The organism is Streptomyces sp. NPDC041713, assembly GCF_055591085.1.
Map to the genome: position 1 here is coordinate 57468 of NZ_JBVIZY010000010.1, position 22580 is coordinate 80047.

At 71.9% G+C, this 22580-nt stretch carries 21 protein-coding genes; 15 read left to right on the top strand and 6 right to left on the bottom strand.

The genetic code is table 11. The annotated features are described in order from the left end of the window. Window positions 1-56 precede the first annotated feature (56 nt). The 6 genes from ACZ6CV_RS27315 (at window position 57) to ACZ6CV_RS27340 (ending at window position 5792) form a co-directional block, all read left to right on the top strand. Window positions 57-1079, top strand: a complete 1023-nt coding sequence (locus ACZ6CV_RS27315; RefSeq protein WP_469253293.1) for an alpha/beta hydrolase — start codon at window positions 57-59, stop codon at window positions 1077-1079. Between the two features lie 81 nt (window positions 1080-1160). Beyond that, the gene (locus ACZ6CV_RS27320; RefSeq protein WP_469253294.1) at window positions 1161-2564 is read left to right on the top strand and encodes a DUF6421 family protein; all 1404 of its coding nucleotides are present in this window, start codon (window positions 1161-1163) and stop codon (window positions 2562-2564) included. A gap of 26 nt (window positions 2565-2590) precedes the next feature. Next, complete coding sequence (locus ACZ6CV_RS27325) at window positions 2591-3331, top strand: SDR family NAD(P)-dependent oxidoreductase (protein ID WP_469253295.1); 741 nt, start codon at window positions 2591-2593, stop codon at window positions 3329-3331. Further along, complete coding sequence (locus ACZ6CV_RS27330) at window positions 3328-4398, top strand: threonine aldolase family protein (protein ID WP_469253296.1); 1071 nt, start codon at window positions 3328-3330, stop codon at window positions 4396-4398. The genes ACZ6CV_RS27325 and ACZ6CV_RS27330 overlap by 4 nt, the downstream gene beginning before the upstream one ends. A 69-nt stretch (window positions 4399-4467) precedes the next feature. Beyond that, window positions 4468-5061: a transglutaminase domain-containing protein gene (locus ACZ6CV_RS27335; protein ID WP_469253297.1), complete on the top strand. Its 594-nt coding sequence runs from the start codon at window positions 4468-4470 to the stop codon at window positions 5059-5061. Between the two features lie 26 nt (window positions 5062-5087). Further along, on the top strand, window positions 5088-5792 hold the full coding sequence (locus ACZ6CV_RS27340; RefSeq protein WP_362370066.1) for a B3/B4 domain-containing protein: 705 nt from the start codon (window positions 5088-5090) through the stop codon (window positions 5790-5792). On the opposite strand, the gene ACZ6CV_RS27345 is transcribed toward ACZ6CV_RS27340, so the two are convergent. Next, window positions 5793-6521: a lysophospholipid acyltransferase family protein gene (locus ACZ6CV_RS27345; RefSeq protein WP_355813075.1), complete on the bottom strand. Its 729-nt coding sequence runs from the start codon at window positions 6519-6521 to the stop codon at window positions 5793-5795. It abuts the gene before it with no gap. Window positions 6522-6709: 188 nt separating this feature from the next. Here ACZ6CV_RS27345 and ACZ6CV_RS27350 point away from each other — a divergent pair, with 188 nt between their 5' ends. From ACZ6CV_RS27350 to ACZ6CV_RS27365, 4 genes are all read left to right on the top strand, one after another. Then, the gene (locus ACZ6CV_RS27350; RefSeq protein ID WP_469253298.1) at window positions 6710-7075 is read left to right on the top strand and encodes a thioredoxin family protein; all 366 of its coding nucleotides are present in this window, start codon (window positions 6710-6712) and stop codon (window positions 7073-7075) included. 234 nt (window positions 7076-7309) lie between these two features. After that, window positions 7310-7819, top strand: a complete 510-nt coding sequence (locus ACZ6CV_RS27355; protein ID WP_469253299.1) for a flavin reductase family protein — start codon at window positions 7310-7312, stop codon at window positions 7817-7819. A gap of 231 nt (window positions 7820-8050) precedes the next feature. Next, window positions 8051-8836, top strand: coding sequence for an electron transfer flavoprotein subunit beta/FixA family protein (locus ACZ6CV_RS27360; RefSeq protein ID WP_362370055.1), 786 nt, complete (start codon window positions 8051-8053; stop codon window positions 8834-8836). 58 nt (window positions 8837-8894) lie between these two features. Continuing rightward, a complete protein-coding gene (locus ACZ6CV_RS27365; protein ID WP_469253300.1) occupies window positions 8895-9857 on the top strand; it encodes an electron transfer flavoprotein subunit alpha/FixB family protein in 963 nt (320 codons plus the stop codon). A 77-nt stretch (window positions 9858-9934) separates the two neighbouring features. On the opposite strand, the gene ACZ6CV_RS27370 is transcribed toward ACZ6CV_RS27365, so the two are convergent. Beyond that, window positions 9935-10834 (bottom strand): endonuclease/exonuclease/phosphatase family protein, encoded by a 900-nt coding sequence (locus ACZ6CV_RS27370; RefSeq protein WP_469253301.1) that lies wholly within the window; start codon window positions 10832-10834, stop codon window positions 9935-9937. Window positions 10835-11087: 253 nt separating this feature from the next. On the opposite strand from ACZ6CV_RS27370, the gene ACZ6CV_RS27375 reads away from it, so the two are divergent. The 3 genes from ACZ6CV_RS27375 (at window position 11088) to ACZ6CV_RS27385 (ending at window position 14817) form a co-directional block, all read left to right on the top strand. Further along, on the top strand, window positions 11088-12380 hold the full coding sequence (locus ACZ6CV_RS27375) for a DUF6986 family protein (protein WP_469253302.1): 1293 nt from the start codon (window positions 11088-11090) through the stop codon (window positions 12378-12380). Window positions 12381-12485: 105 nt separating this feature from the next. Further along, window positions 12486-14309 carry a serine/threonine-protein kinase gene (locus ACZ6CV_RS27380; protein WP_469253303.1) on the top strand — a complete coding sequence of 608 codons (1824 nt, stop codon included), beginning with the start codon at window positions 12486-12488 and terminating at the stop codon, window positions 14307-14309. A gap of 25 nt (window positions 14310-14334) precedes the next feature. Then, window positions 14335-14817: a hypothetical protein gene (locus ACZ6CV_RS27385; RefSeq protein ID WP_469253304.1), complete on the top strand. Its 483-nt coding sequence runs from the start codon at window positions 14335-14337 to the stop codon at window positions 14815-14817. Between the two features lie 84 nt (window positions 14818-14901). Here ACZ6CV_RS27385 and ACZ6CV_RS27390 read toward each other — a convergent pair whose 3' ends face one another. Further along, entirely contained in the window at window positions 14902-15969 is a 1068-nt protein-coding gene (locus ACZ6CV_RS27390; protein ID WP_362370038.1) for a LacI family DNA-binding transcriptional regulator, read from the bottom strand. Between the two features lie 189 nt (window positions 15970-16158). Here ACZ6CV_RS27390 and ACZ6CV_RS27395 point away from each other — a divergent pair, with 189 nt between their 5' ends. Beyond that, on the top strand, window positions 16159-17127 hold the full coding sequence (locus ACZ6CV_RS27395; RefSeq protein ID WP_469253305.1) for an ROK family protein: 969 nt from the start codon (window positions 16159-16161) through the stop codon (window positions 17125-17127). Window positions 17128-17528: 401 nt separating this feature from the next. On the opposite strand, the gene ACZ6CV_RS27400 is transcribed toward ACZ6CV_RS27395, so the two are convergent. The 3 genes from ACZ6CV_RS27400 to ACZ6CV_RS27410 form a co-directional block, all read right to left on the bottom strand. Beyond that, a complete protein-coding gene (locus tag ACZ6CV_RS27400) occupies window positions 17529-19577 on the bottom strand; it encodes an NPCBM/NEW2 domain-containing protein (RefSeq protein ID WP_469253306.1) in 2049 nt (682 codons plus the stop codon). A 208-nt stretch (window positions 19578-19785) separates the two neighbouring features. After that, window positions 19786-20550 carry a class I SAM-dependent methyltransferase gene (locus tag ACZ6CV_RS27405; protein ID WP_469253547.1) on the bottom strand — a complete coding sequence of 255 codons (765 nt, stop codon included), beginning with the start codon at window positions 20548-20550 and terminating at the stop codon, window positions 19786-19788. A 131-nt stretch (window positions 20551-20681) separates the two neighbouring features. After that, entirely contained in the window at window positions 20682-21878 is a 1197-nt protein-coding gene (locus tag ACZ6CV_RS27410; protein ID WP_469253307.1) for an epoxide hydrolase family protein, read from the bottom strand. Between the two features lie 102 nt (window positions 21879-21980). Here ACZ6CV_RS27410 and ACZ6CV_RS27415 point away from each other — a divergent pair, with 102 nt between their 5' ends. Next, window positions 21981-22556: a CGNR zinc finger domain-containing protein gene (locus tag ACZ6CV_RS27415; RefSeq protein ID WP_469253308.1), complete on the top strand. Its 576-nt coding sequence runs from the start codon at window positions 21981-21983 to the stop codon at window positions 22554-22556. The last annotated feature ends 24 nt before the right edge of the window (window positions 22557-22580 follow it).

The window sequence follows — 22580 nt, forward strand, 5'->3', positions numbered from 1 at the left end:
CGGAAGCGGCGAGCGGCCCGGACCGCCGCACCCCCGCGCAGGCTCGCACTCCCTCCGTGCCGGATCCCCCTCCCTCCGCGCCGGACCGTCTCGACCCCCTCGCCCGCCCCCTGGTCTCCGCCCTGAGCGCCGGCTTCCCCGACCTCGGCGGCGCCGTCACCGACGCCGCCGAGGCGCGGCGGATCCTCGCCGCCTCCGCCGCGGCGACGCGCGGGAGGGCCGAGCGGCCCGCCGTCGGCTCGGTCGCGGACCGGACCGTCCCGGGGCCGCCGGGCGCGCCCGAGATCCCCGTACGCGTCTACCTCCCGGACCCGCGGCGTCACCCCGGTCCGCGCCCGACCGTCGTCTTCTTCCACGGCGGCGGCTACACGCTCTGCGGCCTCGACTCCCACGACGCCACGGCCCGCCGCCTGACCGCGCGATCGGGCGCGGCGGTCGTCTCCGTCGCGTACCGCCTGGCTCCCGAACACCGCTTCCCGGCGGCCGTCGACGACGCGTACGCGGCGCTGTGCTGGGCCGCGGGCCGCAGTGCCGTGCTCGGCGGCGACCCGGGCGCCCTCGTCGTCGCCGGAGACAGCAGCGGGGGCGGGCTCGCCGCCGCCGTGGCGCTCCGGGCGCGCGACGCGGGCGGCCCCGCGCTCGCCCTGCAGGTGCTGCTCTACCCGCTCCTGGACGCCGCCCAGAACACCGCCTCGTACCGCGAGAACGCCCACGGGTACTTTTTGACCGCCGCGCACCTGCGCTGGTTCTGGCGGCAGTACCTCGGCCCCCACGGCGACGGCGCCCACCCCCTCGCCTCCCCGCTGCGCGCCGCCGACCTCACCGGGCTGCCGCCCGCCCACCTCGTCACCGCCGGCTGCGACCCGCTGCGCGACGAAGGGATTGCGTACGCGGAGCGGTTGCGGGCAGCCGGGGTGGAGGTCGCCCTGGCCCACTTCCCGGGGATGTTCCACGGCTTCCTCGGCTTCCCCGAGCGGCTGCCCGACGCCGGGCGGGCGCTGACGGATGTGGCAGAAGCGATCGGCTCGACGGTGACCCACAGGAAAAACAGCGGTGGATCAGGGGGTCGCGCAGGATGATTTCCCGGGACCCCCCTTGTCCCGGAGAACCTCGCCCGCATACGGTGTGCTGACGCGAGGTTCTCCCGTGGAGGATGGGTTATGACGGAAATTCTTGTGCAGTCGGGTACGGAGGGTGCGGTTCCTTCCGCTGAAGGGCGTGTGGTGGACCACCCGGCGTGGCCGGTGCTCAAGGGCGCCGTAAAGGACATCCGGCCCTGGCAGTCGGCCGACGGTTCCATCGACTTCGAGGCGGACGGCGCCCCGGCGCAGGGCACCGCCGAACTCGCCGTGGGGCGCGTCATATCCGCGGTCGAGGAGCTCTCCCCGCTCCTCCCGCACGACGCCGCGTACCACCGGGCGCTCGTCGCGGACCTGCGCCGCTGGGCCGACGGCGGCTTCCAGGTGCCGGACTTCCTCGACTCGCTGCTCGCCTTCCAGCCCGCGGCGCACCGCGAGGACGGCCTGCAGCACCTCGTCGTCTTCCCGATGTACACGCAGAACGGCAACCCCGACCGCAACCTCGAGGCGGTCGTGCTGCGCATGGTCTGGCCCGAGTGGCTGGCCGAGCTGGAGCGCACGCGCTACGACAACCCGCTCTTCTGCGGCATCACCTTCGAGGACTTCACCGCCGGGTACGACACGAACTCGGCCGTCCTCTTCCCCGAGACCATCGCCGTGCGCGAGGCCCCCGAGCGTTTCTCCTGGGGCGGCATCTTCTGTGACCGCGAGGCGGCCCGCTTCCGCCGCGTCACCGAGGCCGCCGTCGGCCTCCTCGGGCTCGAACTGCCCGACGACATCCGCGAGATGGTCGGCGATCAGGACCGCTGCCAGCAGGCGTTCGTCCTGTGGGACATGGTCCACGACCGCACCCACAGCCACGGCGACCTGCCGTTCGACCCGTTCATGATCAAGCAGCGCCAGCCGTTCTGGATGTACGGCCTGGAGGAGCTGCGCTGCGACCTCACCGCCTTCAAGGAGGCCGTGAAGCTGGAGGCCGAGGGCGTCCCGCAGGCGCGCGACGTGCAGTACGCCGTGCTCTTCGACCGGATGTTCCGCTTCCCGGTCACCGGCGACCGCGTCAAGAACTACGACGGCCTCGGCGGCCAGCTCCTCTTCGCCTACCTGCACAAGCACGACGTGGTCCGCTGGACCGACAACCAGCTCCGGATCGACTGGGAGCGCGCCCCGCTGGTCACCAACCAGCTGTGCGGCGAGATCGAGGACCTCTACCGGGCCGGCATCGACCGCCCGAAGCTGGTCCACTGGTTCGCGGCGTACGACCTGGTCTCCCGCTACCTCGCCCCGCACCCCGGATCGCGCTGGGCCAAGGGCCCGGACGCCCTGGACACCTCGCTTCCGCCGCGCAAGCTCGTCGACGAGGTGCTTCCCGACGAGTTTCCGCTCAGCATGTTCTATGAGGCGCTCTCCAAGAAGCTCAAGAACGTGATCGCCTCCACGAAGGGGATCACTGCTTCCTCGGACGCCGAGAAGGTCGCCGCGTGAGCGGCCGCCAGGAGGAGGCGAGGACCATGTCCGCACTCGATGGAGCCGTGATCGCGGTGGCCGGCGCGGCCGGGCCCGCGGGACAGGCCACACTGCTCAGGCTGGCCGAGGCGGGCGCCACCGTCGTGGCCTCGGACGCCGACGCCGGACGCCTCGCCGAAGCGGTGGACGCCGCGCGGTACGCGCACGGCGGCGCGACCGTGATCGGTGACACGGTCGACCTGCTGGACCTGGACGCGACCCGCGAGTGGGCCACGCGCACGGAGAAGGAGTTCGGGCGGATCGACGGCCTGGTCCACCTCGTCGGCGGCTGGCGCGGCAGCAAGAGCTTCGCCGAGACCGACCTCGCCGACTGGGACCTGCTCGAAAAGCTCCTGATCCGCACCGTGCAGCACACCTCCCTCGCCTTCGAGGACGGCCTGCGGCGCAGCGACCGCGGCCGCTATCTGCTGATCAGCGCGGCGGGCGCCAGCAAGCCGACCGCGGGCAACGCGGCGTACTCCGCCTCCAAGGCGGCGGCCGAGGCCTGGACACTCGCCCTCGCGGACGCCTTCCGCAAGGCGGGGGGCGAGGACGGGCCGCGGGCGGCGGCTGCGATCCTGGTGGTCAAGGCGTTGGTGCACGACGCGATGCGCGCGGAGCGGCCCAACGCGAAGTTCGCGGGCTTCACGGACGTCAAGGAGCTGGCCGAGGCCATCGCCGGCGTCTGGGAGCGGCCCGCCGGGGAAGTGAACGGAAACCGCCTGTGGCTGACCGAGAAGCCGTGAACCCTCCGAAGACCGACGCCCGGCGGCATCACGACCCCGACGTCCGCGGCTTCGCGAGCGACAACTACGCGGGCGCCCACCCGGAGGTGCTGGCCGCCCTCGCGCTCGCCAACGGCGGCCACCAGATCGCGTACGGCGAGGACGACTACACGGCCCACCTCCAGCAGGTGATCCGCGGCCACTTCGGTCCCACCGCCGAGGCCTTCCCGGTCTTCAACGGCACGGGCGCGAACGTCGTGGCGCTCCAGGCGGTCGCCGACCGCTGGGGCGCGGTGATCTGCGCCGAGTCCGCGCACATCAACGTGGACGAGGGCGGCGCCCCCGAGCGCATGGCCGGCATCAAGCTGCTGACCGTGCCCACGCCGGACGGCAAGCTCACCCCCGAGCTGATCGACAAGCAGGCGTTCGGCTGGGACGACGAGCACCGCGCGATGCCGCAGGTCGTCTCGATCGCGCAGAACACCGAGCTGGGCACGCTCTACACGCCCGACGAGATCCGCGCGATCTGCGACCACGCCCACCAGCTGGGCATGAAGGTGCACCTCGACGGCTCCCGGATAGCCAACGCCGCGGCCGCGCTCGACGTCCCCATGCGGACGTTCACGAACGCGGTGGGCGTCGACATCCTCTCGCTGGGCGGCACCAAGAACGGCGCGCTGTTCGGCGAGGCGGTGGTGGTCATCAACCAGGACGCCGTCCGCCACATGAAGCACCTGCGCAAGATGTCCATGCAGCTCGCCTCCAAGATGCGCTTCGTATCGGTGCAGTTGGAGGCCCTGCTCGGCAAGGACCTGTGGCTGCGCAACGCCCGGCACGCCAACGAGATGGCGCAGCGCCTCGCGGAGGGCGTCCGGTCGGTGCACGGCGTGGAGATCCTCTACCCCGTGCAGGCCAACGCCGTCTTCGCACGGCTGCCGCACGACGTGAGCGAGCGCCTGCAGAAGCGCTACCGCTTCTACTTCTGGGACGAGGCGGCGGGTGACGTCCGCTGGATGTGCGCGTTCGACACCCGCGAGGAGGACGTCGACGGCTTCCTCGCGGCGCTCAAGGAGGAGATGGCGCGTTGACTGCATAGATATACGGTCGACCGGAAAGTCATTGACGTACGGTCGGCCGTATTTCTATGCTCCCGTGCCATGCAGCTGATCCAGGAAAACCCTGACCTCTTGGCGTACTTGGCGGCCGATGAGGTCATCGACCACCATCACCCGCTCGTGCGCGAGACCTCCGCGCGCCTCGCGGAGCACGCCGCTGATTCATACGTATACGCCCAGGCCGCCTACGAATTCGTGCGCGACGGCATCCCGCACTCCGCGGACAGCGGCGATCCGCGCGTCACCTGGCGGGCCTCGGACGTGCTGGCGAAGCGCACCGGCATCTGTCACGCCAAGGCGCACGCCCTCGCGGCGCTCCTGCGGGCCGAGGACATCCCCACCGCGCTCTGCTACCAGCGGCTGACCCACGACGCGGGCACCGGGCACTGTCTGCACGGCCTGGTCGCCGTGCGCTTCAACGGCGCGTGGCACCGGCAGGACTGCCGCGGCAACAAACCGGGCGTCGACGCCCAGTTCTCCCTGAGCGGCGAGCGGTTGGCCTTCGTCCCGGACGCCAAGGACAGTGAGATGGACCATCCCGTACTCTTTGCTGCACCGCATCCGGCGGTCCTGCGCGCCCTGAAGGACGCCCCGGACCGGCCGCATCTGTGGGAGAACCTTCCCGACGCGCTCTGAGCAGCCCCGACGCAGCAAGGCATCCGATGACCCTTCCGTCCTCCGAACCCCTCGCGCTCACCGTCTCCGACGAGGTGCGCGCCCTCGCGCCAGGCTTCACCCACGTCGCCATCGAGGCCCACGGGCTCGTCAACGGCCCCAGCACCGACGACACTTCGGCGCTCCTCGACGACGCGGCCCGCCGCCTCGCCGCACGCCTCGACGGGCGTGCCCCGCACGAGGACCCGCACATGGTCGCGTGGCGCGCCGCCTACAGCGCGTTCGGCGCGAAGCCCTCGCGCACCCGCAACTCCGCCGAGGCGCTGGCCAAGCGGGCCCTCGCCGACGGGGGGCTGCCCCGGATCAACGTCCTGGTCGACCTCTACAACGCGATCAGCGTGGCCCACCTGATCCCGGTGGGCGGCGAGGACCTGGACCGGATCGAGGGCGGCATGCGGCTGGTGCGGGCCACCGGCGACGAGGAGTTCGTGACCACCGCGGGGGGCGAGCGGGTCGTCGAGAACCCCGGCGCGGGCGAGGTCGTGTGGTGCGACGGCAAGGGCGTCACCTGCCGGCGCTGGAACTGGCGCCAGGGCCCGCGCACCGCTCTCACCGAGGAGTCGGTGAACGCGGTCTTCCTGCTGGAGGGCATGGGTCCGGACGCCGGCCTGGAGGCCGCGGGCGCCGAACTCGCCGAGCTCCTGGCGAAGTTCAGCCCCGGCGCACGGATCAACGTCCGCGCGCCGGAGTAGTCAGGTCGCCTCTGCGGCCTTCACCTCGGCCGGGGTCGGCGCGGTCCCGCCGAGGTGGGCCGGCATCCACCACGTGTCGTCCGGGCCCTTGGGGCGCACCGGATAGGCGCGCTGGGCGGCCTCGAGCAGTTCCTGGCAGCGCTCGCGCAGCCGCCGGGTGATCGCGCCCGCGTACTGGTCCTTGGGGGCCTCCACCGGCTCGCCCACGCGGATCGTGATCGGCAGGTGGCTGCGCCGGAAGTTGCGCGGGTGGCCCTTGGTCCACAGCCGCTGGGTTCCCCACAGGGCCATCGGGATCAGCGGCACCCCGGCCTCCTGGGCCAGCCGCGCGGCGCCCGACTTGAAGGTCTTCAGGGTGAACGACTGCGAGATCGTCGCCTCGGGAAAGACGCCGATGATCTCCCCGGAGCGCAGCGAGTCGAGCGCGTGCGCGTACGCCGTCTCGCCCTGCGCGCGGTCGACGGGGATGTGCTTCATCCCGCGCATCAGCGGTCCGGAGATCTTGTGCCGGAACACCGAGTCCTTCGCCATGAAGCGGACCAGGCGCTTCTGCGGCAGGGCGGCGAGACCGTCGAAGATGAAGTCGAGATAGCTGATGTGGTTGCTGACGAGGACCGCGCCGCCGGAGCGTGGGATGTTCTCCGACCCTTTGCAGTCGATCTTCAGGTCCCATGCCTTGAACAGGGTTTTCGCGGCACCGATGACCGGACGGTAGACAAGCTCTGCCATGGGTGGGGAGGGCCCTTCGTTTCTGCCTGGGGAGGGGGCTCCCGGCGGGAGGTTACGCAGCCGTAGGTTTTTCGGCGTTGCGCAGATCGTGCCCCAAGAACGGACGGCTGACCAGCCTTGGTGCCGCAGATCCGGGAGATTCTCGTCACGTAGGAATGTTTGCGGGCCCACCCGTGCTGTACAGGGGAATGATCGGAAACCGGGCCCTCGGGGCGGGAGGCAAGGACGTGCCAGGAGGCGACGGCGGGCGGCGGCTCGGCGCGAGCGACATCGGCGAGCCACTGGGGGAGCGGGCGACGCTCGTGCAGTTCTCCAGCGCCTTCTGCCAGCCTTGCCGGGCGACGCGCAGAGTCCTCGCGGACGTGGCCGCACTGGTCCCCGGCGTGGCCCACGTCGAGATCGACGCCGAGGCCCGGCTCGACCTCGTCCGCGAACTGCGCGTGGTGAAGACCCCCACCGTGCTCGTCCTGGACGCCGCGGGACACGAGGTGCGCCGCGCCGCCGGACAGCCCCGCAAGGCCGATGTGATCGCCGCGCTCGGCGCGGCGGTATGACCGCTCGACCCGCAGGTCACCGGGGGTGGCGGGGCCCGTGGGGCGTGACGCATCTTTCATCTCCCGGAAAGGACTTGACCGCGTGTGGCATCTGTCGGGAGCCTGCTGTCATGCCTCGGGACCTCCTTCTGTACGAGCGCGTCCACGTGGACCTCGCCCGCCACGCCAGCGCGCGCTGTCCGCGCCGCTGAGCACCGACGTCTTCGCTCGTACCTCCGGCAGAAGGACAACTCCATGACGGCATCGACGGCCCTCGGCACACCCCAGCTCGCCACCCCCGACCTGCTGCGCTCGGTCTTCCGGCAGCACGCGGCGGGTGTCGCGGTGATCACCGCCGCCCAGGGCGCGCGCCCCGTCGGCTTCACCGCCACCTCGCTCACCTCGGTCTCCGCCACGCCCCCGGTGGTCTCCTTCGGCATCGGCACCGGCTCCTCCAGCTGGCCCGCGGTCTCCGAGGCCACCCACGTCGGCGTGCACATACTCGGCGAGCACCAGCAGGAGCTCGCGGCCACGTTCGCGCGCAGCGGAGCCGACCGCTTCGGCCCGGCCACCCAGTGGCGCGAGGGGCCGGAAGGGGTGCCCGTGCTGGACGGTGCGCTCGCCTGGCTGGTCTGCCGGATCGTCGCGCGCGTACCCGCGGGAGATCACCGCATCGTCCTGGCGGAGGCGGTCGTCGGCGACCGCGCGGGCGAGGGGCGCCCGCTCCTGTACCACCAGGGCCGCTTCAACGCGCTGCGCGACTGAAAGTTCCCGGTGGGGGCGGCTCTCGGGCGCTCACGGAGCGTTGGGAACGTCACAGTTCAAAGCGCTTGCTCAGCGGGAATGAACTGGGTGTACTCATGAGTAATATTTCGGTCGGAGCGCGGGCCGCCCCGACCGGGATCCGCCGCTTCAGGCGCCTATGCTGCTGCAAGAAGGCAGTAGCCATAAGCCAAGGCAGCAGCCCAGTAAAGACGATGCAGTAGGAGAGCCGGCGTGAGCTTGAGGATCGTTGTCTGTGTGAAGTACGTGCCCGACGCCACCGGCGACCGGCACTTCGCCGATGACCTGACCGTCGACCGCGACGACGTCGACGGCCTCCTTTCGGAGCTCGACGAGTACGCGGTCGAGCAGGCGCTGCAGATCGCCGACGAGGCGGACGACGCGGAGATCACCGTGCTGACCGTCGGCCCCGAGGACGCCAAGGACGCGCTGCGCAAGGCGCTCTCCATGGGCGCCGACAAGGCCGTCCACGTCGAGGACGACGACCTGCACGGCACCGACGTGATGGGCACCTCGCTGGTGCTCGCCAAGGCCATCGAGAAGACCGGCTACGACCTGGTCATCACCGGCATGGCCTCGACCGACGGCACCATGGGCGTGCTGCCGGCGATCCTCGCCGAGCGCCTGGGCGTCCCGCAGGTCACGCTGCTCTCCGAGGTCTCCGTCGAGGACGGCACCGTCAAGGGCCGCCGTGACGGCGACGCCGCCAGCGAGCAGCTCGAGGCCTCCCTGCCGGCCGTCGTGTCCGTGACGGACCAGTCGGGCGAGGCCCGCTACCCGTCCTTCAAGGGCATCATGGCCGCCAAGAAGAAGCCGGTGGAGTCGCTCGACCTGGACGACCTGGACCTGGAGGCCGAAGAGGTCGGCCTCGAGGGTGCCTGGACCAAGGTCGACTCCGCCGCCGAGCGTCCGGCCCGCACGGCCGGCACGATCGTCAAGGACGAGGGCGAGGGCGGCAAGCAGCTGGCTGAGTACCTCGCGGGCCAGAAGTTCATCTGAGCTTCAGTCACCCCCTCAACCGCCCCAACTTCTTGTAATCGCAGGAGATTGAAGTCCCATGGCTGAAGTTCTCGTCTACGTCGACCACGTGGACGGCGCCGTCCGCAAGCCCACCCTGGAGCTGCTGACCCTGGCCCGCCGCATCGGCGAGCCTGTCGCCGTCGCCCTCGGCACCGGCGCCGAGGCCACCGCCGCCACGCTCGCCGAGCACGGCGCGGTCAAGGTCCTCACCGCCGACGCCCCCGAGTTCTCCGACTACCTCGTCGTACCGAAGGTGGACGCGCTGCAGGCCGCGTACGAGGCCGTGTCCCCGGCCGCCGTGCTCGTCCCGTCGTCCGCCGAGGCCAAGGAGATCGCGGGCCGCCTCGCCGTCCGCATCGGCTCCGGCATCATCACCGACGCCGTCGACCTCGAGGCCGGCGACGAGGGTCCGGTGGCCACGCAGTCCGCGTTCGCCGCCTCGTACACCACCAAGTCCCGGGTCTCCAAGGGCACCCCGGTCATCACGGTCAAGCCGAACTCGGCCGCCGTGGAGGCCGCCCCGGCCGCGGGCACCGTCGAGGCCCTCACCGTCTCGTTCTCCGAGAAGTCCACCGGCACCAAGGTCGTCTCGCGCACCCCGCGCGAGTCGACGGGCCGCCCCGAGCTGACCGAGGCCGCGATCGTGGTCTCCGGCGGCCGCGGCGTCAACGGCGCCGAGAACTTCGCGATCATCGAGGCGCTCGCCGACTCGCTCGGTGCCGCCGTCGGCGCCTCGCGCGCCGCGGTCGACGCCGGCTGGTACCCGCACTCCAACCAGGTGGGCCAGACCGGCAAGTCGGTCTCCCCGCAGCTGTACATCGCCTCCGGCATCTCCGGTGCGATCCAGCACCGCGCGGGCATGCAGACCTCGAAGACGATCGTGGCCATCAACAAGGACGCCGAGGCCCCGATCTTCGACCTGGTCGACTACGGCGTGGTCGGCGACCTCTTCGAGGTCGTCCCCGCGCTCACCGAAGAGGTCAAGACCCGCAAGGGCTGACCCCGTCGGTCACCGAGGCCCTCGTCCCGCACCGCGCGGAACGGGGGCCTCGGTGCGTCGGACGGCGCCCAAGTGCGTCAGAGCGTCAGCGTCGCCTGGATCGGCAGGTGGTCGCTCGGGTACTGCCCGCCGAGCGTGAACGTGTTCACCGAGGCCGAGTGCACCTGCGCCGTCGGCCTGGTCAGGATCCAGTCGATGCGCCCGGCCCCCACGACGGGCGGCTTGTAGCCGCCGAACGTGCCGTACGCCGGCCCGCGTTCCTTCGCGGCGTCCCAGGTGTCGACGAGGCCGGCGCCCAGCATCGTGGTGTACACGGCGTTGTCGTGCGCCGTCGCGTTGAAGTCGCCCGTCACGATGAGCGGCGTGCTCGTCTTCATCAGGGCGATGCGCTCGGCCATGAGGGTCGCCGAGCGCTCGCGCGCGTTCTGGCTGACGTGGTCGAGGTGCGTGTTGAGGACGTACAACTGGGTGTTGGTGACCAGGTCGAGGAAGCGCACCCAGGTGGCCATACGGGGCGAGTTGGCGCCCCAGGTGTTCGAGGCGATGGTGTACGGCGTGTCCGAGAGCCAGAAGTGTTCGTATTCGAGCGGGAACAAGCGGCGGTTGTCATAAAAGACGGCCATGAACTCGTCGCGGCTGCCGCCCCCGACCCCGGTTCCGACCCAGTCGTAGTCGGCGCCGAGATCGGCCTCGATGTCCTGCAGCTGGAAGTACAGGCCCTCCTGGGAGCCGATGACGTGCGGCTTGGCGCGCAGCAGCAACTCGCGCGTCACCGGGCGGCGCTCGGCCCAGGTGTGCGGCGGCTTGCTGCTGGCGAAGCGCAGGTTGAACGACATGACCTCCAGCCGGGCCGCCTCCGGCGCGGGGGCGGCGTGCGCGGGGGTCGCCGACAGCGCCGAGCCGAACAGCGGGAGGGCCGCGCCCGCGGCGAGCGCGCGCAGTCCGGAACGGCGCGTGAAGGGGGAGTCGATCGGCATCGGCACGCGGTCTCCTTGGCTTCGGACCCGCGTGAGGAGGGCACCGGGGCACGCGGGGAGGATGGGGCCACCTTGTCGGCGTCGGCGCCCCGCGCGGCCCGGGACACGCGTGAAGCCGCGAGGTCGGGTACGGATGCAGGACACGGGAGGGTGTTGACCTGCACGAAGGTCACGGATAACTTCGCTATACGGATTGTTGATTCCGTGGAGCGGAAATGCCGGGCGCGGCACCGAGCGTGTGGAGGATGCAGGAATGGGTCAGCAAGAGAAGGTGGCAACGAGCCTCGCCGGCACGGTCAGCGAGGGCATCAGCGCTTCCCTCGCCTCCGTCGACGCGAAGCTGGAGCGCCTCTACCCGGGAGACCCAGGCACCCGCCAGCCCGTCCACACCGTGTACGTGCCCGGTGAGCAGTTCACCGCGGACTCCCTGCGCACCTGGGGCGACAAGGCCCTGGAGATGCTCGACGAGCACGCCCCCGACGCGGCCGCCTTCGCCGCCGTCCTCGGCCTGGACGGCGCGCTCGCCGACGACGTCTACACGCGCGTGCGCGCCAAGCTGGAGCGCGAGCCGGTCGAGGACCTGCGCATCGACTTCGAGGACGGCTACAAGGGCACCGACGAGGACCAGGACGCCGCCCGCGCGGCCCGGCTCGTCGCCGAGGCGTACAAGAACGGCACCGCCGCCCCGTACATGGGCATCCGCATGAAGTGCATGGAGGAGGCGGTACGCGACCGCGGCATCCGCACCCTCGACATCTTCCTGTCCGGCCTCATGGAGGCCGGCGGCCTGCCCGACGGCCTCGCCCTGACGCTGCCCAAGGTGACGTACCCCGAGCAGGTCACCGCGATGGTGCGGCTCCTGGAGGAGTTCGAGAAGGCGCGCGGCCTGGAGCGCGGGCGCATCGGCTTCGAGATCCAGATCGAGACCAGCCAGTCCATCATGGCCACCGACGGCACCGCCGCCGTCGCCCGGATGATCCAGGCCGCCGAGGGCCGCGCCACCGGCCTGCACTACGGCACCTTCGACTACAGCGCCTGCCTGCACGTCAGCGCCGCCTACCAGGCCAGCGACCACCCGGCCGCCGACCACGCCAAGGCCGTCATGCAGGTCGCCGCCGCCGGCACCGGGGTCCGCGTCTCCGACGGCTCCACCAACGTGCTGCCCGTCGGCACCACCGAGCAGGTCCACGACGCCTGGCGGCTGCACTACGGCCTCACCCGGCGCGCCCTGGCCCGCGCGTACTACCAGGGCTGGGACATGCACCCCGGCCACATCCCCACCCGCTACGCCGCCGTGTTCGCGTTCTACCGCGAGGGCTTCGAGGCGGCCGCCGCACGCCTGGCCGCCTACGCCGGTCACCACGAGGGCGGCGGCGTGGCCGACGAGCCCGCCACCGCCAAGGCCCTCGCCGGCTACCTGCTGCGCGGCCTGGACTGCGGCGCCCTCGACGCCGGCGAGGTGACCCGCCTCACCGGCCTCACCCTCGCCCGTCTGCAGGGCTTCTCGGGCCCGCGCCGCGGCGACCTCACCGTCTCGGGCAAGTAGCCGGACGGCCTGCCGGTGTCAGGCACGTAACAGCGGTCCCTGCCTGTCACAGCTGCCCCGTACTCTGTACGCCACGGAACGTGGTGTCGCAGGAACGGGGCAGCGGTGCATTCGGGGGACCAGGAACAGACGGACGGGGTCGGCAGACTCCTCGCCGGGCGCTATCGCGTTGTGGCACAACTGGGGCGCGGCGGCATGGGGGTCGTGTGGCGCGCCGTCGACGAGGTGCTGCACCGCGAGGTCGCGGTCAAGGAGCTGCGCACCTACACGGACGCGGCAGGCCCCGAACTGGCCGATCTGCGTCTGCGGATGCAGCGCGAGGCGCGCGCGGCCGCCCGCGTGCGGCACGCCGGCGTCGTCGCGGTGCACGACGTGACGGAGGTCGACGGGCGCCCCCTCATCGTCATGGAACTCGTGGACGGCCCCTCGCTGGACGATGTGTTGCGCGACCGCGGCACGCTCGATCCCCGCGAGGCCGCCGCCATCGGCGCCAAGGTCATGGAGGCCCTGGCCGCCGCGCACCGGGTGGGCGTCCTGCACCGCGACGTGAAGCCGGGCAACATCCTTCTGGAGGCCGGGGGCCGCGTCGTCCTCACCGACTTCGGCATCGCCACGATGGACGACCCGGGCGACGGCTCGGCCACGCACCTCACCCGCAGCGGTGAACTGGTCGGCTCCCTGGACTACTTGGCGCCCGAGCGCGCCCAGGGCCACGATCCGGGCCCCGCCTCCGACGTCTGGGCGCTCGGCGCCACGCTGTACGCCGCGGTCGAGGGCGCATCGCCCTTCCGCCGTACGTCGACGTGGTCCACGCTCACCGCGATCGTGGCCGACCCGCTGCCCGAGCCCCGGCGTGCGGGGCCGCTGACGCCCGTACTGCAGCAGCTCATGCACAAGGACCCGCAGACGCGCCCGGACGCGGACGCGGCGGGGCGGCTGCTCGCCGGGGTGGCGTCGGCGGCGGCGCCGTACGCGACCACGGAACGCAGCATTCCCAGCGCGCCCCCGCCGGGCTTCGGACCGCCACTCGCGGGAACGGGAGCGGCAACGGGAGCGGGAGCGGGATACGGACAAGGGCTGCCCGGGTCCGGGCAGATGGCGAGCCCCGTGCCGCAGGCCCCCGAACCCTACGTACAACACGTACAACACCAGATGTCGGCCGGGCCCGCGCCGGCGTCCGCGTCGCCCAGCCGTGCCGAGACCCGGGCCACCCGCAGCCGCCCGCGCCGGAGCCGCGCGGTGCCGGTCGCCGCCGCGGTGGCCGTCGTCCTCGCGGCGACCGGAGTCACCGTCGCCGTCCTCAACGCCAAGGATGATGGCGGCAGTCAGGCCCGGCAGGACACGGCGGCGCCGGGGCGCGCGGGCTCGTCCGATGACGACGACAGCCGCGGCCCGCTCGGCGGCGGCTCGAAGCGCCCCAAGCCCTCGCAGCAGGGGGACGGGAAGTCCCGCAAGCCCGACGGGAAACGCGCCGACGGCGCGAAGGACGCAGCCGACAAGGACTCGTCCGACGCGGCGAAAGGCGAGGACGGGAAGAAGGGGAAGGGCAAGGACGGCGACCCGTCCGGCGCACGCCCCGACCCCACCTCCAAGCCGACGAAGGGCGGTTCGGGCGGGCCGTCGGGCGGCGGCGATTCCGCACCGGCTCCCGTCTGTCATCCGGCAGGTGGCGGCAAGTACAACTGCGACGTGTGGCGCACCGCGTCGTCGTACACGGCGGGCGGCGCGCAGGTCGGCACCCTCAACAAGGGTGCCAACTACTTCTACTGCCAGCAGAACCTGGGCCGCCGCGAGACGTACGGGCGGTGGACCAACGTCTGGTGGGCCAAGACGGACGACGACAGCGGCAACACCAACGTTTTCGTGAGCGACGTCTACCTCAAAGGCGGCGACAACGACAAGCCGCTGCCGGGCCTGCCGACCTGCTGAGCCGGACGAGAAGGGAAGCGATCGGATGAACACACCCCGCGCGGGCGGTGACTCCGAGGCGTTGTACGCCCGGCTGGCCGCCGCGACCGCCGGCTCGGCGTACCGCCTGCGGCGCACGGAGCGCGGCTTCGACCTCGTCGTGGACGTCCCGCAGGCGACCCGCCGCGAGCAGGTGCTGCACACGTACCGCGTCGAACTCCTCGCGCGGGAAGGCACGTTCACCCTGACGGACGTGGTCCGCACCCGGCAGCGCGGCTCGCTCGCCGGGCAGGGCCTCAAGGTGGAGATCGGCCGCAGCAGATACCGGACCTGGGGCACATCGCCGGACGGCACCCGCTTCTCCTTCTCGTCGTCCGACGGCCACCGCCTGATCCGGGGCGCGGCCGAGGAGCTGGGCTGGCGCGAACGCAGGCCGGCCACCGCGAGAACCGCCCTCATCGCCGGCGTCGCGGGCGGCCTGATCGCCTTCGGCACCCTTCTCGAGCTGGCGATCGAGTTCTGGCTCTGACCGGGGATCGCGTCTGCCCCTGACCGGGATCGCGTTCCGGCCCTGACCGGGACCGTGGTCCGGTCGTGAGCCGGACGGGACCCCTCACCGCGACGGCGGCAGTTCCCCTGACCCGCGGGTGATGAGCCGCGTCGGCAGTTCGACCCGCTCCGGCCTCTCCGACGCCCCGTCCAGCTGGCGGAACAGCCGCTCCGCGGCCGTCCTGCCCAGCTGCGCCGCGTCCTGCGCCACGACGGTCACGCCGGGGCTCAGCAGGTCCGCGAGCTCGATGTCGTCGAAGCCGACGAGCGCCACGGGGCGGTCGAGCGCCGCCAGGACGCGGACGACGGTGACCGTCACCCGGTTGTTGCCCGCGAAGACCGCCGTGACGGGGTCGGGCGCGCCCAGCATCGCCTCGGCCGCCGCCCGTACCCGTTCCGGGTCGGTGACGCCGAGCGACACCCACGCCTCGTCGACCGGGATGCCCGCGTCCTCCATCGCTGCGCGGTAGCCGCGCAGCCGCTCTATGGCGGTGTGGATGCGCGGCTGGTCGCCGATGAAGCCGATGCGGCGGTGCCCGTGGGCGATCAGGTGCGCGACACCGTCCCGCGCGCCGCCGAAGCTGTCGGAGAGCACCACGTCCGCGTCGATCTTCCCGGCGGGCCGGTCGACGAAGACCGTGGCGACGCCCGCGGCGATCTCCGGCTCCAGGTAGCGGTGGTCGTCACCGGCCGGGATCACCACGAGCCCGTCCACCCGCCGGGCACAGAGCGCGAGCACCAACTCCTGCTCCCGCTCCGGGTCCTCGGCGCTCGACCCGTTGATGAGCAACGCCCCGTGCTCGCGGGCCACCTCCTCGACCGCGCGGCTCAGCGGCCCGTAGAAGGGGTCGGCGAGGTCCTCCAGGACGAGGCCGATGCTCGCGGTGCGCCCCTTGCGCAGCACGCGCGCGCTGTCGTTGCGGCGGAAGCCCAGGGCCTCGATGGCCTCCTGGACCCGGCGTTCGGTGTCGGGCGTGACGCCGGGCTCGCCGTTCACGACGCGCGAGACGGTCTTCAGGCCGACTCCCGCGCGCGCGGCGACGTCCTTCATGGTCGGCCGGTTGCCGTAACGGTTCTCGGGTCGTCGGGCGGCGGTCTCGGCCACGGTGCGCTGTCCTGTCCTGTCGTCCACGAAAGTCCGTCCGCGGAGATTCGTCCATGAGGTCGTCCACAGTGTTCCCACGGGACGTCCACGCTTCTTCCACGGGTCCGGCCATGAGCATGTGGCGTCGAGCATAGGGCCTGGACAACGTTGTCAGATGCAAGGGAGACTGACCTTCGCACTCTCCGGCCTGCCGATACACCAGGAGACCCGACACAGATGCACATGGACCTCGTCGCCGCCCTCGACATCGGCGGCACCAAGATCGCCGGAGCCCTGGTGGACGGCCTCGGCCGGATCCTCCTGCGCGCGCAGCGGCCGACGCCCGCGCGCGAGGACGGCGACACGGTGATGCGGGCGGTCGAGGAGGTCCTCGGAGAACTGGCCGCAGGCGAGCTGTGGGGCCGGGCGACGGCCGTGGGCATCGGCAGCGCGGGCCCCGTCGACGCGTCGGCCGGTACGGTCAGCCCGGTCAACGTCCCCGGCTGGCGCGGCTACCCGCTGGTCGAGCGGGTCCGCGCGGCCACCGGCGGACTCCCCGTCGCCCTGGTCGGCGACGGCGTGGCGATGACCGCGGCCGAGCACTGGCAGGGCGCGGCCCGCGGTCACGACAACGCGCTGTGCATGGTCGTCTCCACGGGCGTCGGCGGCGGTCTCGTCCTGGGCGGCAAGCTCCACCCCGGCCCCACGGGCAACGCGGGCCACATCGGGCACATCAGCGTGGACCTCGACGGCGACCCCTGCCCGTGCGGGGCGCGCGGCTGCGTCGAGCGGATAGCCAGTGGTCCGAACATCGCGCGGCGCGCCCTGGAGGGCGGCTGGGACCCGGGCCCCGACGGCGACACCTCGGCCGCCGCGGTGGCGACGGCGGCGCGTGCCGGGGACCCGGTCGCGCTCGCCTCCTTCGATCGTGCGGCGCAGGCGCTGGCCGCGGGCATCGCCGCGACGGCCACGCTCGTCGAGATCGACATCGCCGTGATCGGCGGGGGAGTGGCGAAGGCGGGCGACGTGCTCTTCACCCCGCTGCGCCGGTACCTGCGGGACTACGCCACGCTCTCTTTCGTCCGGCAGCTGATCGTGACGCCCGCGTTGACGGGTACGGACGCGGGCCTGGTGGGTGCGGCGTCCGCCGCGCTCGACATGGAGCCGAGCGCGACGGTGGGGCTGCGGCCGGCGGTGGGGGGCTGAGGGTGCGGGCCGGGGGTGGGGGTTGACCGTACGAGACGTGGGGAGCGTACGGGGTGTGCGCGGGGGACCTTGCCCATGAGGCGTGCGCATGGCCTGGCCCATGAGGCGTGCGCGAGGTCTTGCCCACGGGGCGTGCGCGAGGTCTTGCCCACGGGGCGTGCGCGAGGTCTTGCCCACGGGGCGTGCGCGAGGTCTTGCCCACGGGGCGTGCGCGGAGCCTTGCCTACGGGGCGTGCGCGAGGCCTTGCTCACGAGGCGTGCCCGGGGCCGTGCCCACGAGGCGTGCCCCGGGGCTGCGCGGGGCCTTGCCCACGAGGTGTGCGCGGGGCCTTGCCCACGGGGCGTGCGCCGAGGGCCTACCCCGGCGCCCCCTCCCCGCCCCCACTCAAGAACTCAGCAACTCAGCAACTCAGCGTGGCATCCGCCCAGTCGCCGTGGTCCGAGTCGACGCCGTCCCCGCCGTCCGTGGCGACGAGCCGTACGACCCGGGCGCCGCGCACGTCCGCCGACAGCGGCTGCGCCGGCATGGCGTGGGTGAGCACGCCGGTCGAGGCCGCCTTCTTCCCGTCCGCCCAGATCTCGAAGGCGACCGAACCCTTCGTGCTCTTCTCGTCGTCGACGCCGACCTGCGCGGTGACCTTCTCGCAGGCCGCTCCGGTGTAGTACTCGACGGCGCTCTCCGCGTGTACGCCGAGCCCCTTCTCGTACACCGTGCCGCCGATGGTGAGCGGGTTGCCGTCGCCCGCCTCCTGCTCGCCGTTGCTGGTGTCGCGCTCGACGGGTCCCCAGCCGTTGGTCGCCGAGAGCCACGGCTGGTCGCCCAGTGACGACGTGCCCGAGGGCGGTGCGACGACCACCTGTGCGGTGAGCGGCAGCACCCGTTCCGCCCGCGTGCCATGCGGCGAGCGGTACGTGGCCTTCAGGGGCACGTCGTACGAGCCCGGCTTCGCGGCGGCGGGCGCGGTGACCTTCCAGGACGTGGTGAGCGATGCGCCGGTCCGCAGTGACTTCACGGTGTTCGCCGACGTGGCCCTGGCGGTCCACCCCTTGGGGGCGTCGAGCGTCACGGACACCCGCTGGGCGGACGAGCGGCCCGCGTTGGTGATCTCGGAGGTGACCTCGGCCGGCGTACCCGCCTCCACCAACAGGTCGCCGTCCAGGCCCAGTTCGGTGGCCGGCGGCTGGTGCTCCCACGCGCCGTCCGCGGTCACGCGCAGCAGTACGGTGCCGTGCGCGGGCACCGTCGCCGCGATGCGGCCCGCGGTGTTGTAGCTCTTGTGCTGCCACAGGTCGCGCAGCGTGTACGCCTCGGCGTCGGGCAGGCCCGCCTCCTGTGCCGTCGTGGCCACGGTCTGCGCGCTGCCGGTCTCGTTGAAGAGGGCGACGGCCCGGCTGCCGTCCTTCATCTCCTTGGCGACGACCCAGCGCCCGTCCTGCGACGAGACCACCCGGCCCTGCTTGCCCAGGGGGTCCTGGTCGACGGCGATGACCTCGTCGTTGCCGAGGATCTCGAAGGTCTCCGGCGTGGCCTTGCGCAGGTCGGAGCCGATGAGCAGCGGTGCGGCCATGATCGACCACATCGAGAAGTGGGTGCGGTACTCGGTGTCCGTCATGCCGCCGTTGCCGACTTCGAGCATGTCCGGGTCGTTCCAGTGCCCGGGGCCTGCGTGCTCCGCGAGCGGGAGGTTCTGCTTCATGATCGACAACATGGAGCTCCAGTTGTCGCTGATGTCGCCGGTGGTGCGCCACAGGTGGCCGACGTCCGCCGCCCACTCCCACGGCTTGTTCTCGCCCCACTCGCAGATGCTGTAGACGATGGGGCGGCCGGTGGCCTCGGCGGCGGCCTTCAGCGCGTCACGCATGGCGACGTACCGCTGCTTGGCGTCCACGCCCTGGTTGTTGCAGTTGTCGTACTTGAGGTAGTCGACGCCCCAGTCGGCGAACTGCTGCGCGTCGCTGCGCTCATGGCCGAGCGCGCCGGGAAACCCGGCGGAGTTGCAGGTCTTGGTGCCCGCGCTGGTGTAGATGCCGAGCTTGAGCCCCTTGGAGTGGACGTAGTCGGCAACTGCCCTGATGCCGCCGGGAAAACGCGCCGGGTCGGGCACCAACTTGCCGTTCGCGTCGCGCTCGGGGAGCGCCCAGCAGTCGTCGAGGTTGACGTACTGGTACCCGGCCTTCTTGAGGCCCTTCTCGACGAAGATGTCCGCGATCCCTTTGACCATCGCCTCGTCGAACTCGGCACGGCACTGCGTGGAGTTCCAGTTGTTGAACCCCATGGGCGGGGTGAGCGCGAGCCCGTCGGGGAGCCGCACGCCACCGGCCTCGGGCCGGGTCGGTTCGGCGGTGTCATGTGCCGCGGCGGGTGTGGCGAGCCCGGCGGCGCACAGCAGGGCGGCGGCCAGGGATCCGACCACTCTTCGGCGGATGGTGCGGGCGGGGAGTTGACGCATCGTTACGTTCCTCCGTACTCGCGGAAGATGGGGGGTTTGCATGTACGGGTCACACGCGCGCTTACGGTAGAGGTTGTTGGACTCTGTTGGAAGGGGAGCGGTACTGGTTCGTCCGGTCCGCGCGAGAACCGTCGATGGCGGCGCCGCTCGGGAGGGAGGTCCGACCTTTGCGTTCGGTTGTGTGGGGTTGGTCTTGAGGTGGGAGTCCTCAGGCTGCGGCGGCGCGGAAGACGTATGCCGTCATGGGGGCGGTGACCGGTCCCGGGCCCAGGCGGGTCGTCATCTCCTCGACGACGGTGGCCTGGACGGCCGGCCCGTCGCCGCGCTCCTCCACGGCTGCGCGCACGGGTGTCCCCGTGAGGTACCCGGTGGCGAGGTCGGCGATCGACGCGGCCTCGCCCTGAAGCGTCAGCTTCTGCTCATGCTCGACCGTGAACCCCGCGGCCGTCAGATCCGCGGCCACGACCGTGGGGTCGGCGTAACCGTGCGGCACCGTCGGGAGGAAGCGCGGCGGGTCGGCCGGAAAGGCCCGCTCCAGTCCGGCCTGCAGCGCCACTTCAAAGGCGTGCTCGGCGAACGGGCCCCAGGTGTTGAACAGGAACCGGCCGCCCGGACCCAGCACCCGGCGGATCTCGGCGAAGGCGCCGACGCGGTCGGGAAAGAACATCACGCCGAACTGGCAGACCACCAGGTCGAACCCCCCATCCGGGAACGGCAGCCGCTGCGCGTCGGCCTGCCGCCACATCGCACCCGGAGCCCGATCCGACCCGAGCGTAACCATGGCCTCGTTCAGGTCGGTGGCCGTCACCTCGGCCGAAGGTGCCGACGCGAGCAGGCGCGAGGTCAACGCCCCGGTTCCCGCGGCGAGTTCGAGGATCCGCTCAGGGTGGAGGGCCGCAGCCCGGACCGCCAAATCCTCGGCGAAGGGCCGGAAGACCACCGGCACCAGATACCGCTCATAGGCCGCGGACATGGACGCGGTCCACCCCCGGCCGGCATGGGTTCCTGTCACGTTTGTGACGGTACCGCCGCGTCAGAACCCTTTCCCTGCGCCGCGCCGCCACGCACCCCGCGCGCCACTTGCCGCCGCTTCACGTCTTCATGTCACCGGCCGGCGGCCAGGACCGCCGCGAGGCCCTCCTGCAGATCCTTGACGAAGAACTCGGGAACCTCCAGCGACGGGAAGTGCCCCCCGGCCTCGGGCGCCCTCCACCGGACGATCCGCCGGTACCGCTGCTCCGCCCAGGGGCGCGGAGTCTTCTCGATGTCACGGGGATACATGGTGATCGCCGACGGCACGTCGACCCGGAGCTCCGGGTCGAGCGAGTTGTGGCTCTCGTAGTAGATGCGGGCCGCCGACGCCCCGGTCCGCGTCAGCCAGTACAGGGTGACGTCGTGGAGGATCCGGTCCAGGGGCATCGTCTCGAACGGGCTGTCCTCGGTGTCCGACCACTCGGCGAACTTGTCGAGGATCCAGGCGAGCAGCCCGACCGGTGAGTCCACGAGCGAGTAGCCGATGGTCTGCGGCCGGGTGGCCTGCTGCTTCGCGTACGCCGCGCGGTGGTGCCAGAAATCGTGGGTCTCCTCGGTCCACCTGCGCTCGTCCGCGGTCAGCCCGTCCGTCGTCAGCCCGGGCGGCGCCTCCGCGAACAAGGAGTGGATGCCGAGCACGTGCGCCGGGAACCCGCCGCCGAGCACGGTGGTGATGTTCCCTCCCCAATCACCGCCGTGAGCAAGGAACTTGGCGTACCCGAGCCGCCCCATCAGCTCCACCCACGCGGCCGCGATCTTCTCGGTTCCCCACCCGGTGGTTTCCGGCTTGTCGCTGTAACCGAAGCCGGGCAGCGACGGGACCACGACGTGGAACGCCGGCGCGCCCCCGTCCTGCGGGTCCGCCAACTCGCCCGCCACGTCGACGAATTCGGCGATGCTGCCCGGCCAGCCGTGCGTCAGGAGGAGCGGAGTGGCGTCCGCGCGTGCGGATCGGCGGTGCAGGAAGTGGATTCCCAGACCGTCGACGGTCGTACGGAGCTGACCGATCTCGTCGAGGCGTGCTTCGAACGCCCGCCAGTCGTACTCGGTGCGCCAGTACTCCACGACATCGGTGAGGTCGCTGAGTGGGACGCCCTGCCCCCATCGGCGGGGGCCGGGCGCGGCGCCCTGGACCGTCTCGGCCTCCGGCAGCCGCGCTGCGGCAAGCCGCGCGCGCAGATCGTCCAGGTCCGCGTCGGCCGCGCGGGCCGTACACGCTTCTACATCTGCTTCTACGCCTGCTTCTACGTCGCTGGTCAAGCGGGGCATGAGACCTCCTGGCCGTCGCGGACCCGGCCACGCCTCCCGTGAACCGGCTAAGACGGTTCTAAGAGTTCTCCGTGGCGCGCGGCAACCGGCTAGGGTGGTTCCATGCCTGCTGAGTTCCCTGACTTCCGCCTCGGTGCCGTGCTGGCGACGAGCTTTACCGGGACGCTGTCGGAGCGTCATGGCGACCCCGTGGAGCGCATTCCCGTGCCGCACCGACTCGTCGACTGGCTGGCGGTGTACGGCCTGGCCGTGGACTCCTGCACCCCTGACCAACTCGACCGCGCCAGGGAACTGCGGGAGGCGATCCACGCCGCCGCGACGGCGGCCGCGGTCCAGGAGCCTCTCCCCGCGTCCGCCGTCCGGATCATCAATGAGTGGAGCGCTCGGGGCCGGGCCGCGGCGTTTCTGACGCCGGAGGGCACACGGGAGTGGCGACTCGGCCCGGCCCCGGGCGTGGAAGACGCCCTCGGCGTGATCGCCGCCGACGCGATCGGCGTCATCGCGGGCGAACGCGACGGAAAGCTGGCCCTGTGCGCCTCGCCGACGTGCCGGGCCGCCTTCTTCGACGCCAGCCAGAGCCGCACCCGCAGATGGTGCGACATGAACACGTGCGGCAACCGTCAGAAGAAGGCGCGCTTCAACGCCAACCGGCGAAAGAGGCCCGCGGCGGCGGAGTGACGCGCGCGCGTAGCCGCCCGTGGC

Bases quoted from the DNA above. Each gene is read 5' to 3' on its own strand.
- ACZ6CV_RS27320 (WP_469253294.1), top strand. From the start codon at position 1,161: ATGACGGAAATTCTTGTGCAGTCGGGTACGGAGGGTGCGGTTCCTTCC.
- ACZ6CV_RS27325 (WP_469253295.1), top strand. From the start codon at position 2,591: ATGTCCGCACTCGATGGAGCCGTGATCGCGGTGGCCGGCGCGGCCGGG.
- ACZ6CV_RS27335 (WP_469253297.1), top strand. From the start codon at position 4,468: ATGCAGCTGATCCAGGAAAACCCTGACCTCTTGGCGTACTTGGCGGCC.
- ACZ6CV_RS27340 (WP_362370066.1), top strand. From the start codon at position 5,088: ATGACCCTTCCGTCCTCCGAACCCCTCGCGCTCACCGTCTCCGACGAG.
- ACZ6CV_RS27345 (WP_355813075.1), bottom strand. From the start codon at position 6,521: ATGGCAGAGCTTGTCTACCGTCCGGTCATCGGTGCCGCGAAAACCCTG.
- ACZ6CV_RS27350 (WP_469253298.1), top strand. From the start codon at position 6,710: ATGATCGGAAACCGGGCCCTCGGGGCGGGAGGCAAGGACGTGCCAGGA.
- ACZ6CV_RS27355 (WP_469253299.1), top strand. From the start codon at position 7,310: ATGACGGCATCGACGGCCCTCGGCACACCCCAGCTCGCCACCCCCGAC.
- ACZ6CV_RS27365 (WP_469253300.1), top strand. From the start codon at position 8,895: ATGGCTGAAGTTCTCGTCTACGTCGACCACGTGGACGGCGCCGTCCGC.
- ACZ6CV_RS27370 (WP_469253301.1), bottom strand. From the start codon at position 10,834: ATGCCGATCGACTCCCCCTTCACGCGCCGTTCCGGACTGCGCGCGCTC.
- ACZ6CV_RS27375 (WP_469253302.1), top strand. From the start codon at position 11,088: ATGGGTCAGCAAGAGAAGGTGGCAACGAGCCTCGCCGGCACGGTCAGC.
- ACZ6CV_RS27385 (WP_469253304.1), top strand. From the start codon at position 14,335: ATGAACACACCCCGCGCGGGCGGTGACTCCGAGGCGTTGTACGCCCGG.
- ACZ6CV_RS27395 (WP_469253305.1), top strand. From the start codon at position 16,159: ATGCACATGGACCTCGTCGCCGCCCTCGACATCGGCGGCACCAAGATC.
- ACZ6CV_RS27400 (WP_469253306.1), bottom strand. From the start codon at position 19,577: ATGCGTCAACTCCCCGCCCGCACCATCCGCCGAAGAGTGGTCGGATCC.
- ACZ6CV_RS27405 (WP_469253547.1), bottom strand. From the start codon at position 20,550: ATGTCCGCGGCCTATGAGCGGTATCTGGTGCCGGTGGTCTTCCGGCCC.
- ACZ6CV_RS27410 (WP_469253307.1), bottom strand. From the start codon at position 21,878: ATGCCCCGCTTGACCAGCGACGTAGAAGCAGGCGTAGAAGCAGATGTA.
- ACZ6CV_RS27415 (WP_469253308.1), top strand. From the start codon at position 21,981: ATGCCTGCTGAGTTCCCTGACTTCCGCCTCGGTGCCGTGCTGGCGACG.